Source organism: Alkaliphilus oremlandii OhILAs (assembly GCF_000018325.1).
GTDB lineage: Bacteria > Bacillota > Clostridia > Peptostreptococcales > Natronincolaceae > Alkaliphilus_B > Alkaliphilus_B oremlandii.
Window position 1 is genome coordinate 698,108 of sequence record NC_009922.1, and the last position, 14,790, is coordinate 712,897.

A 14,790-nucleotide genomic window follows, 5' to 3' on the forward strand; every position below is an offset into this window, starting at 1 on the left:
AGGGGTGCATATTGGAAACCCGATATCTGCTGAATATGGACAACATAACAAAGGAGTATTACGGAAATCGCGTACTGAAGAATGTCAGTTTACGCATAAAACCAGGGGAAATCCATGCATTAATGGGAGAGAATGGTGCTGGAAAGTCTACTTTAATGAACATTTTATTCGGTATGCCAGTCATACACGCTACAGGAGGCTTTGAAGGAACCGTTGAAATTAATGGAGAAAAGGTAGGGATCGATTCACCTCAAAATGCAATGAATTTTGGTATTGGAATGGTGCACCAGGAATTTATGCTGATTCCAGGATTTACAGTTACAGAAAATATCAAAGTAGGTAGAGAAATCAGCAAGTCTACTTTTTTAAGCCGCTTGTTTGGAAGAAACCTTGAAAGTTTAGATTTTGGTCAGATGAAAAAAGATTCTAGAAAGGCCCTTTCGGATATTGGCCTCAATATTGAAGAATATATTAAGGTTGCAGGATTGCCCATTGGCTATATGCAATTTATCGAAATTGCTAGGGAAATCGATAAAACGGGAATAAAGTTATTGGTATTTGATGAACCAACAGCAGTACTTACAGAGAGTGAAGCGGAACGTCTTCTTGAAATTATGCGTATTATAGCCGATAAAGGCATTGCAATTATTTTTATTACTCATAGATTGGACGAGGTTATGGCAGTAGCCGATAGCCTTACTGTTTTGAGGGACGGGGAATTTGTTGTACATAAAGAGGTAAAGGATACATCTGTAGTGGAGATTGCGGAGTTGATGATCGGTAGAAAAGTTGAGAAATTAGTAGATGATCGAGAAGATCACCGTGTTTTAAGTGAAGAGAATATTGCACTTTCCATGGAGGATTTTCATGTTCAGATGCCAGGGGAGACGGTGAAGGGGATTGATCTGAATATTCGACAAGGGGAGATCTTCGGTATCGGAGGTTTGGCGGGTCAAGGTAAAATAGGAATTCCAAACGGCATCATGGGCCTGTATGATACAAAGGGCATAGTAAAAGTATTTGGCAATTCACTTGAATTGTCTAGCTTAGGTAGCGCTCTTTCCAATGGCGTCGCCTGTGTATCAGAGGATCGACGAGGCGTAGGACTTTTATTAGAGGAATCCATTGAGCAGAATATCATCTTTACAGCCATGCAGATCAATGATGATTTCCTTAGGAAATTTGGTGGAATGAAATTATTGGATAATAAAAAAACGAGAGAACACGCCCTGAATATGATCAAACTCCTAGATATTCGCTGTACGGGACCGAAGCAAACGGCGGGAAGTCTTTCTGGGGGAAATCAGCAAAAAGTTTGTCTTGCTCGTGCCCTTACCATGAACCCTAAAATATTGATCGTTTCAGAACCCACCAGGGGAATCGACATCGGAGCAAAAAAATTGGTCCTTGAATATTTAGTTCAGTTGAACAGAGAGCAAGGCTTAACTGTAATTATGGTCAGCTCTGAGCTGGTGGAGCTTCGTTCCCTTTGTGACCGTATTGCCATAATTTCCGATGGAAAGCTTTCGGCCATATTGAAGCCAGATGCACCGGATGCAGAATTTGGTTTAGCAATGGCAGGAACAAGGAAAGAAGGTGTACAAAATGCGTGAGAGAATCAATGAAGCCTATGAAAATATAGGGCTTCCCAGAGTGATTATTATCAGCTTTTTCTTGTTGATGTTAACCATAGCAGCGCCACTGGGTCTCAGTGTGCCCAGCCTTTTAGCCGATGCCATACGTAGATGGGCTATGTACGGTATTTTAGTTCTTGCAATGGTTCCAGCAGTCCAATGTGGGATTGGTCTAAACTTTGGTATTTCATTGGGGATCGTCGGAGGACTTTTAGGAGCAACCATCACGATAGAAATGGGTATCGGAAATCCTTTGGTAAGTTTGCTTGTAGCAATGCTCGTTGGTATTGCAGTGTCCAGTTTATTAGGCATCGGATATGGCCTTTTATTAAACCAAGTAAAGGGTTCTGAAATGACAGTCTCCACCTATGTGGGCTTCTCTGTCATCGCTTTTATGAATATGCTATGGCTATCCCTGCCTTTTAAAAATGGGGATCTGATATGGCCCTTAGGTGGTCAGGGAATGCGGAACACCATTGGTTTAGAAAAGAGCTTCGGTATGGTTCTCAATAAAATCATGGGCTTTTACATAGGAGATGAAGCGGCTGGGTTATATATCCCTACAGGTGTAATCTTGTTCTTCTTATTCACCTGTTTTATTGTATGGTTGTTTATGCGCAGTAAAGCAGGAATTGCCATGAGTGCGGCAGGAGCCAATCCATTATTTACTCGTTCTTCTGGAATTAATGTGAATAAGATGCGAGTTCTAGGTACAACAATTTCCACTGCATTAGCAGCGGTTGGTATTATTACCTATGCCCAGAGCTATGGATTTCTGCAATTATATAATGCCCCTCTCATGATGGGATTCCACTCTGTAGCCGCAGTTTTGATCGGTGGCGCAACCACCAATCGGGCAAAGATATCCCATGTTATTATAGGAACCTTCTTGTTCCAGGGAATTTTAGCGGTTGCTTTACCTGTAGCAAATAAGCTGCTACCGGAAAGTAATCTTTCCGATGTACTAAGAATTATTATCTCTAACGGCATCATTTTATATGCTCTGTCTAAGACAAAAGGGGGTAATAAATAATGAATCAATTGAAAAATAAAGTATTCAATGCCATTAATGAAAATAAGGTCGTGATGCTATTCATCATCCTATGTGCAGCGGCAACCTATGCCTCCAAAAATCCTTTAACATTCGTTTCAGCAGAATTGTTTACACGTATTGGAAGAAATGGATTTATGGTACTGGCGCTACTGATTCCTGTTTTAGCAGGAATGGGACTGAACTTTGGGATTACCATCGGTGCTATTGCTGCTCAAATCGCCGTATTCTGGATTGTTTATTGGGGATATACAGGAATCACTGGATTTTTATTGAGTGTAGTAATGGCAACACCCATCGCTATGATCTTTGGATGGATGGTGGGGAAACTCTTCAATAAAATGAAGGGTTCTGAAATGATTGCAGGAATGGTCCTTGGATATTTTGCAGATGGACTGTACCAACTATTTTTTCTGTATATTATTGGGGGCATTATCCCAGTTCAAAATGATACACTCATCATCACAGGAGGAATTGGTGTTAAAAATACCATCGACTTAGCCAACAACTTAAAATATTCCTTAGATACAGTTTCCATGCTGAAAGTGATAGAGATTACCTTTTATGTAGTGGTGGCAATCACCTTGTTTAAGATTCTATTTAATAAAATCCAAAAGACAGGTTCTTCCATCAAAAAAGATTTTGTCCTCCTTGGGATCGCTGCCCTAGCCTATGCAGCAACATTTATTCCAGCTGTGGAAGGATTCTTAGGGAAGGATCGACTGTTGTTGTTACATGGTGTTACCATTGCTGTTGTTTTTGTAGTAGCACTTCAGGTTTTTAGAATCATTCATCGCAAATTTGTGAGGAAAGATCCGGAATACAATATGAATCAAGGAATTTCAAAAATCATAACAGCTATTATATGCTATGGTTTGACCTATATCAAACCCATTGAAAAAATTCTACTATATGTGAATATTCCAGTGACCACCTATCTATGTATTGCTGCATTATGTGTATTCAATAACATGCTGCTCCGTACAAGATTGGGTCAGAATATGCGTACCGTGGGGCAAAGCCGTGCTGTTGCAAATGCGGCGGGAATTGATGTGGATAGAACGAGGATTATTGCAATGATCCTATCCACAGTACTTGCTTGTTGGGGACAGTTGATCTATCTGCAGAATATTGGGACCTTCTCAACCTACGGGGCTCATACGCAGGTGGCACAGTTTGCAATTGCAGCCCTTCTCGTAGGAGGTGCATCGGTACAAAAAGCTACCAACAAACAAGCGATTATCGGTGTAATCCTATTCCACACCTTGTTTATCGTAGCGCCACAAGCAGGTAAAGAGCTGTTCAACAATGCACAGCTTGGAGAATACTTTAGAGTATTTGTTGCATACGGCGTCATTGCCGTTTCTCTAGCGATGCATGCATGGAAAACTACAGCAAAGCCTACAGAACGGGGATCGAATTCAAAGGGTTTGTTTGCTATAATTAAGCCCTTCACTTCATCAATGAAATAAAAATTATTAAATACCTCATTTTGATTTTGCCTTATAAAGGGCGGTCATCTTGAGGTATTTTATAGTGAGGGCTATATTTACAGAGGAAATGATGGCATAATATAAATAGAAGGGGTAGAGATATCAAACGATAACTTTGTGTCCTTATACGAATTACAAAGTATATCTACCACTATATAAAGGATCTATAGAAGGAGGAAGCGATGAAATATTTATTCATTCATTACCCTAAATGTAGTACCTGCAGAAATGCAAAAAAATGGCTCGATGGAAACCACATTGAATATGAAGAACGATTGATTAAAGAAAATAATCCCACAGAGGTAGAAATCACAGAATGGTTCCATAAAAGCAGTTATCCCATTAAACGGTTCTTTAATACCAGTGGAAACTTATATAAGGAGCTGCAATTAAAGGACAAGCTGCCAACGATGTCTGAAGAGGAGCAAATTAAGCTTTTGGCTACAGATGGTATGCTGGTTAAAAGACCGATTCTTGTGGGTGAAGGTACGGTTCTTTTAGGCTTTAAAGAGGAAGAGTGGAATCAGCTCAAATAAAAAAACATGTATAGAGGAAGGGAATTTCCTTTATACATGTTTTTATTATTCTGCTTCGACTTCTACTTTTCCATCAGCAATCAGCTCATTTGCAACCCATCTTGCAACCTTACCAGTAATTGTGATACAGTGTTCTTTTCTTTCTGGGCTTTTAAAATTATCCCCTGCCCATTGACGAGTGATCACTCGACAGCAGTTTGATTTATATTCGCTCATAATATAGTCATGAAGAGCTTTTGATTCCTCAAACATTTTTTCTTGCATTGCTTCACCTTCAACTCTACCGTATACCATACCGAGAGCCATTTGGCCTCCAGAAACGGCACCGCAAAGACATCCGGATTTACCCATTCCGATCGGGAATCCACTAGCAAGTTTAACAACGTCTTTTGGGTAAGGTGTTCCCAGGAATTCATTGATTGTTTGAAGAACAGCTTCACTGCAGAAATAGGTTCCAGAGCGGAACAACTCTTCTGCATTTGCTTGTACCTTGTCCAGTAAATCCTCAGTTGTAAAGTTTTTTATATCAGTAGCAGTCATAATATATGCCCCCTTAGAAAAATTTGAAATAAATTGATGCCATTATCATTATATTTTACTTGATAAAACTTTACCAATAGAGATATCCTATAGAAAGCTTTTAATTATTGAAAAAATCAATACTATAAAAAGGCGTAAGCTGAGCTGCAGAATAAAACACCAAGAGACAGTGTTGTCTTCTTGGTGTTTTATTCTGTAGTGTACTATTCTTCTACACGTATTTCATATGTAATCGGTGCTGCTTTTTCAAGCATTGCAGATACGCCGCAGTATTTCTCTTGAGATAGACGAACTGCTCGTTGCAGCTTTTCTACTGGAAGATCTTTTCCTTTAAAGGTATAGATCAAATGGATGGTTTTATAAACCTTGGGTTCTGTGTCTGTTTGGTCAGCTTCTGCTGAAATGATCACATCATCTGGTTTGACTCTCATTTTATTTAAGATCATCATAACATCAATTCCAGTACAACCAATTAATCCTGATAATAATAGAGCCTTTGGTCTTGGTCCTAAGTTTTCTCCACCGATTTCAGGAGCGGCATCTGTAATGAGGGTATGGCCATTTAAGTCCATTTCAAAGGCCATATTTCCCTTTAAACTAGCTGTTATTTTTGTTGAATTCATCTAAATTTCTCCTTTCGATTATGTAATAGTAGTATATACAATCATTTTTAAAACTACTTACAATTAACATTGTTAAAAAATGTACAAATTATATACAGGATATTGGATAAGGTGTATACAAATTGTACAAAGATAATTTTTAATAGAAAATCAAAAAATGTTTTCCTATCTTTAACTATACAGTAATTTAAACATATTTCAATAAAAATTGCTAGAAAAAGTGTTGAAAATTACATTGTTATAAAAATGGCATACTTTTTGCTATATTTAAAGGTGTATCTGAAATAGATCGCTGCCCAATGTAAATTCTAGGTTATCAACAGAAAAGCAACAAACCTCTAGAAATTCATATGAAAAGGTGGACTTCTGCAACGAGTCAAAGAAAATATTAGTAAAGGAGGATTCTTATGTTTAAAAAAATTACCAATGTTTTTGTATTATTAGTTCAAAAATACCTACCAGATGCTTTCTTATTTGCTATTTTTTTAACATTTATTACATTGATCGCAGGTGTTTTCTTTACGGGACAGGGCTTGCTAACAATGATTACTCATTGGGGCAATGGCGTATGGGGGCTATTGGCATTCTCTATGCAAATGGCCTTAGTTCTAGTAACCGGTCATACACTGGCTAGCTCGAAACCTTTCAAAGGTGCTTTAAGAGGTATGTCAAAGTTGGTGAAAACGCCAACACAAGCAATATTAGCAGTTTCCTTTGTCTCCGCTATTGCTTGCTGGATTAACTGGGGATTTGGTCTAGTTATTGGAGCCTTATATGCGAAAGAGTTGGCTAAAGAAGTTGATGGTGTTGATTATAGACTTCTTATTGCTTCTGCTTATTCAGGTTTTTTAGTATGGCATGGTGGAATATCAGGATCAATTCCCCTAACATTGGCAACGGATGCTGCAGCAAATGCTGCACAAACTGCGGGAGCAGTAACAGAAGTTATACCAACAGGACAAACCATATTCTCATCATTAAACCTGGTGATTTCAGGGATTTTAATATTCACTCTACCTTTAATTAACAGAGCGATGCATCCCGAAAAAAAATTGACAGTTACAGTGGATAAGAAATTGTTAGTTGATGAAGAAGATTTAAGTTTGTATTCAAATGATACACCTGCGGATAAAATTGAAAATAGTTCTATTGTAAATATTCTTGTATTTGCAATGGGCATGACTTATATTGTAATGCATTTTATAAACAAAGGATTTGACTTGAATTTAAACATTGTAAATTTAATATTCCTTACTTTTGGTATATTATTTCATCAAACACCAAGGAGATTTATCCATGCCTTTGGTGAAGCGGCCAAGGGTGCAGGGCCCATACTTTTACAGTTTCCATTCTACGCAGGTATTATGGGGATGATGACAGGGGCAACTGTTGAAGGCGTAAGTTTAGCGGGGCAAATTTCCAATTGGTTTGTTAGCATATCTACAGAAAAAACTTTTCCGCTATTCAGCTTCTGGGCTGCTGGAATAGTGAATTTCTTCGTACCTTCTGGCGGTGGACAATGGGCTGTACAAGCGCCTATAATGATGCCAGCAGGATTGGACTTAGGTGTTCCAGTTGCTAAGACTGCGATGGCAATTGCTTGGGGAGACGCATGGACCAATATGATCCAACCGTTCTGGGCTTTACCAGCACTGGGTATTGCGGGACTTGGTGCTCGAGATATTATGGGATTCTGTATAATCGACTTGATATATTCAGGTATAATTATCTCATTAGCACTCTTTTTCATATAGAACTTATGCTGTTAAAAATAAACCTTGATTTCATGAAAATACTGGAGAACAGCATGAGATCCTATCCAGTATTTAAGGTGATAATATGCATAATGAAATAAAGGGTAAGTAAACCTTTTAAAAATTAAATGATTACAAGTATCATATGATTGAACTGTTTTGAATCAGTGCATCTTAAGAGAACAGAGGAGGGATAGGAGAGACTTAGAGAAGTGAGGAAATTATGGATGGATAGTTGAAGTATTGACCATATAGTCTGATATGGAATAACGAGAGGATTTTACAAATAATCGTTAATAAATTAACGTATAAGGAGGATATATCATGGAATTTGGTTTTTCAAAAGAGCATTCTTTGCTGAAACAAATGTATCGAGAATTTGCGGAAAACGAAGTAAAACCTTTAGCAGCAGAAATTGACGAGGAAGAAAGATTTCCTATAGAAACTGTAAAAAAAATGTCCAATACAGGCTTTATGGGAATTCCTTTTCCTAAAAAGTATGGCGGCGAAGGCGGAGATAACCTTGGATATGCCATGGCAGTGGAAGAGCTATCTAGAGTTTGTGCCACTACAGGCGTAATCGTTTCTGCCCATACATCCTTAGGTGCACATCCCATCTATGAATTTGGAACGGAGGAGCAGAAGCAAAAATACCTAGTTCCCTTAGCAAAAGGAGAAAAACTGGGTGCATTCGGTTTAACAGAGCCCAATGCTGGAACAGACGCATCTGCTCAGCAAACCACTGCTGTACTAGATGGAGACAGTTATATTCTCAATGGATCTAAAATTTTTATAACCAATGCAGGCTATGCCCATATTTATATCATTATGGCCATGACAGATAAATCTGTAGGAACGAGAGGAATCTCTGCTTTTATAGTAGATGCAGATACACCAGGCTTTACTGTTGGACCGAAAGAAAAGAAACTAGGAATCAAAGGCTCAGCTACATGTGAGCTGATATTTGAAAACTGTAGAATACCGAAAGAAAATCTTTTAGGAAAAGAGGGCAAAGGTTTTGGAATTGCCATGAAGACCCTAGACGGTGGCCGGATTGGTATAGCAGCACAGGCCCTAGGTATTGCACAGGGTGCTTTAGATGAAACCGTTCATTACGTTAAGGAAAGAAAACAATTTGGAAAACCGATCTCTGCTTTCCAAAATACCCAGTTCCAATTAGCGGATATGGCGGCTAAGGTAGAGGCTTCTAGACTATTGGTGTATAAAGCAGCCCACAATAAGGACATGGGATTGCCTTATTCCTATGAGGCAGCTATGGCAAAGCTGTTTGCATCGGAGGCAGCAATGGAAGTGACCACAAAGGCAGTTCAGCTTCATGGAGGATATGGTTATACGAGGGAATACCCTGTGGAAAGAATGATGCGAGATGCAAAGATCACAGAGATCTATGAAGGTACATCAGAAGTTCAAAGAATGGTAATCGCTGCTGGATTATTAAAATAGAGGAGGTATGGGTGATGAAAATTGTTGTTTGTATCAAACAAGTTCCAGATACAACGGAAGTAAAATTAGATCCAAAGACTGGAACTCTAATTCGAGAAGGTGTTCCATCAATCATCAATCCAGATGATAAGAGTGGTCTTGAGGCGGCTTTAAGGTTAAAGGATCAATACGATGCAGAAGTGACCGTTATTACAATGGGGCCGCCTCAAGCAGATTTAGCTCTTAGAGAAGCTCTTGCAATGGGTGCCGATAGAGCGATACTGCTTACAGATAGAGCCTTTGCAGGTGCAGATACATGGGCTACATCCTCTGCTTTAGCTGGAGCCCTTAGAAATATAGACTACGATCTGATTATTGCGGGAAGACAGGCTATTGATGGAGATACAGCTCAAGTTGGCCCTCAGATTGCGGAGCATCTCAATCTGCCCTCTGTAACCTATGTAGAAGATATGGAACTTTTAGATAAAGCAATCATAGTGAAAAGAGCCTTTGAGGACGGTTATCAAAAAATCAAAGTCAACACACCTTGTTTAATAACGACGCTGAAGGAAATGAATGAGGCCCGATATATGAGAGTTTCAGGCGTATATGATGCCTATAGAGAAAAGAAAGTTGAAGTATGGGATGTGAACAACATCGAAGTGGACCATGGCAATTTGGGTCTCAAGGGATCTCCTACAAAGGTGAAAAAATCCTTTACAAAGGGTGCTAAAACAGCAGGTAAGGTATTCGATATGGAACCTAAAGAAGCGGCTAAAATCATTGTGGACAAATTACGTGAAAAATATATTATTTCTTAAAAGATAGGATGGGAGGGATAAAAATGAATGTAGCAGATTATAAAGGTGTTCTCGTATATATTGAGCAAAGAAACAAAGAGATTCAAAAAGTTTCCCTGGAATTGTTAGGAAAAGGAAGAGAAATTGCAGATAAGCTGGGCGAAAAATTGAGTGCGGTGATTATTGGACATGGGGTTCAAAATTTAGCAGAAGAGTTGATATACCACGGTGCAGAAAAGGTCATCGTCGTTGAACATGAAATTCTTGAGAATTTCGTTACAGAGCCTTATACAAAGGCTCTTACAGAGGTGATAAAGAAAGAAAAGCCAGAGGTAGTGTTGGTTGGTGCCACATCCATTGGTAGGGATATTGGTCCTAGGGTTTCAGCAAGAATACACACGGGCCTAACAGCAGATTGTACTTCCTTGGATATAGACGAAGAAACGAGACAGCTTCTGATGACGAGACCAGCCTTTGGCGGCAATATTATGGCGACGATCATATGTCCAGATCATAGACCACAGATGTCCACTGTAAGACCAGGGGTTATGTTAAAGCTGGATAGAGATACCAGTAGAACAGGAGACGTTGTAGTCTTTGACGCAGGTCTAACACCATCGGACTTAAATGTTGAAGTTCTAGAAATAGTGAAGGAAGATAAGAAAAAAGCCAATATAGAGGATGCCAATGTTCTAATATCCGGAGGTAGAGGCGTAGGGTCTAAGGAGAACATGTCTCATTTATATGATCTTGCCGAAGTGTTAAATGGTGAAGTATCTGGCTCCCGTGCTGTAATAGACAATGGATGGTTGGATAAGGATCGACAAGTAGGACAAACAGGAAGAACCGTAAGACCAGATTTATATATTGCCTGCGGTATATCTGGAGCCATTCAGCACGTTGCCGGTATGGAAGAATCGGAGCTGATTATTGCCATTAATAAAAATCCAGATGCAGCGATTTTTGAAGTTGCAGATTTAGGAATTGTTGGCGATGTTGCTAAAATAGTGCCGCTTGTAGCGGAGGAAATAAGGAATAGTAAAAAATAAATAGACAAAGTTCAGGAACGCATATGGGAGCGTAGGTTCTGGAGCTAATAAAAACATTGAAATTATGTAACGAAAATAATTCTGAGATACACTAATTTCCAATAATTTAAAAAATTTCATATGCTTAAAATAAACGTATTTTAAACAGTTTATAAACACAAACCATATACGAGGAAGGTTCAAGACCTTCTTTGTATATGGTTTTGTTTGTTGATTACGATTCCATATTCATTTTAGGACAAACTGCTATTAAAGAAATTTTTATTGTATAAGAAAGCGGCAGACTCTGGTTTGTATACACCAGCCCTTTCATTGTATGCAATGGCTTTCTCTAAATCGCCCAATTGATAGTAACACAGACATAGCTGGATACAAGGAATATATCCGTAATAATCGTGATATACAAAGCCATGGCTTTGAGCAGAAGGTTTTTGATTTGATGCTAATTCGTACCAAAAAATTGCCGATTTGTAATTGGCTGAATCAAAGAACACATTGCCGATCTCACAGCAAATATCAGCTCTAGGGTTATCGTACTCAAAGCTTTTCAATAAAATTTGAAGCTGATTTTCCTTATCTCCCGTTTGACTATAGCAGGAGGAAAGAAGCTTACAGGCTTGAATACAATCCTCTACCCATCCACGCTTCGTATTTAAGAATTTGTTAAAGTATCGAATTGCTTTTTCATAGAACTGGTTATAATAGAGCTCTCGTGCATAGTAATAGGTACCCCTTGGACTTAATTCTTTATTTTTTGCCAATTCATTTTCATAGATCCGCAAATTTCTTCTGTCATTGCTCTTCTTGCCTTCATTTCTATGGATAATGGATGCTTCTAAATAATGAATATTTCCTCTTGGCGGAATGACTTCATGAACAGGCTCAACCCATTTGAAATTCATAGACTTTCGAAAGAGACGCTCTCTATAATAAGATAGAGTAACGTTTTGGTGTTCATCGAAGCCCACATCGTATTTCATCATGATAACATCATAGGGGAGGGCACCATGGGATTTTAGCTTCTGTAGTTCAGCACGGGCTCCCTCTGAAACCACATCGTCAGCATCCAACCACATTAAATATTCCTGTGTTCCCTTGGAAAATGCAAAGTTTCTAGCAGCAGAAAAATCATCAATCCATTTAAAATCATAGACCTTCTCTGTATATTGCTCTGCAATTTCTTTCGTTCGATCTATGGAGCCAGTATCTACAATTACGATTTCATCTACAATATCCTCAATGGAATCCAGACATCTTTTTAAAACAGCTTCTTCGTTTTTAACGATCATACATAAACTGATTTTCATGGTAAGGTCACTCCTTTCCTTGGTGATACAATATATGTATCATCTTTGAAATTTGTATCTCCATGATGAAAATAACTTCAATATTCTTAGAAAGAAAAGAGAAGCGTATATTATCAATATTTATTTTGCTTTACTTCACATTGAGTGCTCCCATGGTAAATAATTTTTTATATGAACATAGAACATACGTTTGCATAAATTTCTAAAATATAGTAAACTGAAAGTAACAAATGATCTGAGGTGGTTTTATGGAGGTATTACAAAAATTAAAGATTTTGTCCGATGCTGCAAAATACGATGTATCCTGTTCCTCCAGTGGAAGCAATAGGAAAGGGAAGAAGGGAGAGCTTGGCAGTGCCCATACCAGCGGTATCTGTCATAGCTGGTCCGATGACGGCCGATGCGTTTCTTTATTAAAGATTCTATTGACCAATTACTGTATATACGATTGTGCTTACTGTATCAATCGGTGTACCAACGACTTACCGAGAGCCATGTTTACGCCAGAGGAAGTCGTTGACCTCACCATAAACTTTTATAAAAGAAACTATATTGAGGGACTTTTTTTAAGTTCAGCAGTTTACAGAAATCCCAATTATACCATGGAGCTTTTAGAGAAAATCGTGAGAAAACTTCGAGTGGAAGAAAAGTTCAATGGATACATCCATTTGAAGGCCATCCCAGGGGCCGATAGAGAAATCATTGAAAGGGCTGGATTCTATGTGGATCGAATGAGCGTGAATATTGAGCTGCCCTCTAGTGAAGGATTAAAGGCCTTGGCACCACAGAAAAATAAAGAGAGCATCTTAAAGCCCATGAATTTTATCAATAGTAGAATCATCCAATCCTCCGATGAGAGAAGCAGGTTTCGATATGCAGAGAAATTTGTGCCAGCAGGTCAGACAACTCAGCTGATTGTAGGTGCTACGAAGGATGACGATTTGAAAATCTTAAAGCTTTCAGAAGGATTATATAAAGGATATCAGCTGAAAAGGGTATATTATTCTGCCTATGTTCCAGTAACCAATAATCCGAAATTGCCCAATATTGCATCGCCACCCTTAGTGAGAGAAAATAGACTATATCAAGCAGATTGGCTCCTAAGATTTTATGGGTATCAAGCAGATGAACTATTAAATGCAAGCAAGCCGAATTTCGATTTAGAGCTGGATCCAAAATGTGACTGGGCTTTAAGAAACATCCACCTATTTCCTGTGGAGATCAACAGAGTGGATTATAGCACTTTATTGAGGATTCCCGGTGTTGGTGTCCAATCTGCCAAGCGAATCGCCACCACCCGGAGATTTGGATCTTTAGATTTTGAAGATTTAAAGAAGTTAGGGGTCGTACTGAAAAGAGCAAAATATTTTATTACCTGTAAAGGAAAATATTATGGTTTAAAGGAGATGGATAGCGATCGGATACGGCAAAATCTGCTTTTAGAGACAAAAGGAAACAAGAAATCTAATGCTTTGGACCAACTATCCCTTTTTTCATTGTACCCCAATCTTATTTCCGATGCCAAAAGTGAACCTAAGAAAATTATAACGAATCCATGGAGGATGTTGACTTATGGAGAAGATTGATTTTTATAGGAATTTCAAATATGGATAAAAAGAGTTAGGAGAATTAAAATGATTCATTACATATACGACGGTAGCTTTGAAGGGATATTGACTGCTATATACCATGCTTATTACAATAAAGAGATTCCAGAACAGATTCTGTCCCAGGACGATTTACAGGAAAGTCTGATGGTCCGTAAGGTTTATATTGAGACCGATATGGAAAAGGCAGACAAGGTCTATCATTCTGTAGAAACGAAGATCTCGAAACAGGCTATGAAAAATATATTTTATGTATATCTATCGGAAGAAAGAGACCGAGGAACGATGATATACCAATATTTAAAGCTGGGGTGGAAGATGGGGAAATCCATTGATGGTAATTTGAAAAACAATCATGTATTAGTGGTTCAAAATATGTATAAAAAAGTATCGAAGGAAATTCATTTAATGCTGGGCTTAGTTCGATTCAAAGAGCTTAAAAATGATCTGTTGTATGCAGCCATAGAGCCAGATTATAATATTGTATTTGCTCTTGCAGATCACTTTGCTGAAAGGATATCCAATGAAAGATGGATCATCCACGATATCCGCCGGAACATTGCAGTGGTTTATAATAAGGAGGAATGGCTGCTTACAGAATTGAAGTTGAAGGGGGATATAGAGCTGCACAAAGAGGAAGAGAGCTATCAGAAGCTATGGAAGCAATATTTTAAGAGTATATCCATTGAAAATAAAGTGAATCCACGGCTACAAAAGGGATATATGCCTGTGAGATATTGGAAGCATCTGATCGAAAAATAGAAGAATGGGGATATCATTTTTAAATGTCAACACCCTTTGCATCGACATGTGACATCTATTATAATAGGAGTATACAATTTGATGGATACCTTGTAGGAATATTATTTTAGAGACATACTATCGATATGAGTTATGGCGTTGTTGAACGATAACGTAAATAGAGCTGTCTATACTAAAAATAAAGGAGAAAG

Annotated in this window: 13 protein-coding genes; 10 read left to right on the top strand and 3 right to left on the bottom strand. The window is 38.4% G+C overall.

Going from position 1 to position 14,790, the window contains the following annotated elements; genetic code table 11:
- Positions 1-11: 11 nt before the first annotated feature.
- The 4 genes from CLOS_RS03290 (at position 12) to CLOS_RS03305 (ending at position 4,714) form a co-directional block, all read left to right on the top strand.
- Positions 12-1,613, top strand: a complete 1,602-nt coding sequence (locus CLOS_RS03290; RefSeq protein WP_012158503.1) for a sugar ABC transporter ATP-binding protein — start codon at positions 12-14, stop codon at positions 1,611-1,613.
- The gene (locus CLOS_RS03295; RefSeq protein WP_012158504.1) at positions 1,606-2,667 is read left to right on the top strand and encodes an ABC transporter permease; all 1,062 of its coding nucleotides are present in this window, start codon (positions 1,606-1,608) and stop codon (positions 2,665-2,667) included. Before CLOS_RS03290 ends, CLOS_RS03295 begins: the two co-directional genes overlap by 8 nt.
- Complete coding sequence (locus tag CLOS_RS03300; RefSeq protein ID WP_012158505.1) at positions 2,667-4,157, top strand: ABC transporter permease subunit; 1,491 nt, start codon at positions 2,667-2,669, stop codon at positions 4,155-4,157. Before CLOS_RS03295 ends, CLOS_RS03300 begins: the two co-directional genes overlap by 1 nt.
- Positions 4,158-4,360: 203 nt before the next feature.
- On the top strand, positions 4,361-4,714 hold the full coding sequence (locus CLOS_RS03305) for an arsenate reductase family protein (protein ID WP_012158506.1): 354 nt from the start codon (positions 4,361-4,363) through the stop codon (positions 4,712-4,714).
- 45 nt (positions 4,715-4,759) lie between these two features.
- On the opposite strand, the gene CLOS_RS03310 is transcribed toward CLOS_RS03305, so the two are convergent.
- Both CLOS_RS03310 and CLOS_RS03315 read right to left on the bottom strand, forming a co-directional pair.
- Complete coding sequence (locus CLOS_RS03310; protein WP_012158507.1) at positions 4,760-5,254, bottom strand: C-GCAxxG-C-C family protein; 495 nt, start codon at positions 5,252-5,254, stop codon at positions 4,760-4,762.
- Between the two features lie 203 nt (positions 5,255-5,457).
- The gene (locus tag CLOS_RS03315) at positions 5,458-5,877 is read right to left on the bottom strand and encodes an OsmC family protein (RefSeq protein WP_012158508.1); all 420 of its coding nucleotides are present in this window, start codon (positions 5,875-5,877) and stop codon (positions 5,458-5,460) included.
- A 407-nt stretch (positions 5,878-6,284) separates the two neighbouring features.
- On the opposite strand from CLOS_RS03315, the gene CLOS_RS03320 reads away from it, so the two are divergent.
- The 4 genes from CLOS_RS03320 (at position 6,285) to CLOS_RS03335 (ending at position 10,923) form a co-directional block, all read left to right on the top strand.
- Entirely contained in the window at positions 6,285-7,631 is a 1,347-nt protein-coding gene (locus CLOS_RS03320) for a short-chain fatty acid transporter (RefSeq protein WP_012158509.1), read from the top strand.
- 324 nt (positions 7,632-7,955) lie between these two features.
- The gene (locus CLOS_RS03325; RefSeq protein ID WP_012158510.1) at positions 7,956-9,095 is read left to right on the top strand and encodes an acyl-CoA dehydrogenase; all 1,140 of its coding nucleotides are present in this window, start codon (positions 7,956-7,958) and stop codon (positions 9,093-9,095) included.
- Positions 9,096-9,109: 14 nt separating this feature from the next.
- Positions 9,110-9,895 (top strand): electron transfer flavoprotein subunit beta/FixA family protein, encoded by a 786-nt coding sequence (locus CLOS_RS03330; RefSeq protein ID WP_012158511.1) that lies wholly within the window; start codon positions 9,110-9,112, stop codon positions 9,893-9,895.
- A gap of 23 nt (positions 9,896-9,918) precedes the next feature.
- Complete coding sequence (locus CLOS_RS03335; protein WP_012158512.1) at positions 9,919-10,923, top strand: electron transfer flavoprotein subunit alpha/FixB family protein; 1,005 nt, start codon at positions 9,919-9,921, stop codon at positions 10,921-10,923.
- A gap of 233 nt (positions 10,924-11,156) precedes the next feature.
- Here CLOS_RS03335 and CLOS_RS03340 read toward each other — a convergent pair whose 3' ends face one another.
- Positions 11,157-12,230: a tetratricopeptide repeat-containing glycosyltransferase family 2 protein gene (locus tag CLOS_RS03340; RefSeq protein ID WP_012158513.1), complete on the bottom strand. Its 1,074-nt coding sequence runs from the start codon at positions 12,228-12,230 to the stop codon at positions 11,157-11,159.
- Positions 12,231-12,478: 248 nt separating this feature from the next.
- Here CLOS_RS03340 and CLOS_RS03345 point away from each other — a divergent pair, with 248 nt between their 5' ends.
- Both CLOS_RS03345 and CLOS_RS03350 read left to right on the top strand, forming a co-directional pair.
- Positions 12,479-13,816, top strand: coding sequence for a putative DNA modification/repair radical SAM protein (locus CLOS_RS03345; RefSeq protein ID WP_012158514.1), 1,338 nt, complete (start codon positions 12,479-12,481; stop codon positions 13,814-13,816).
- A 48-nt stretch (positions 13,817-13,864) separates the two neighbouring features.
- Positions 13,865-14,599, top strand: a complete 735-nt coding sequence (locus CLOS_RS03350) for a TIGR03915 family putative DNA repair protein (RefSeq protein ID WP_012158515.1) — start codon at positions 13,865-13,867, stop codon at positions 14,597-14,599.
- Positions 14,600-14,790: the final 191 nt, after the last annotated feature.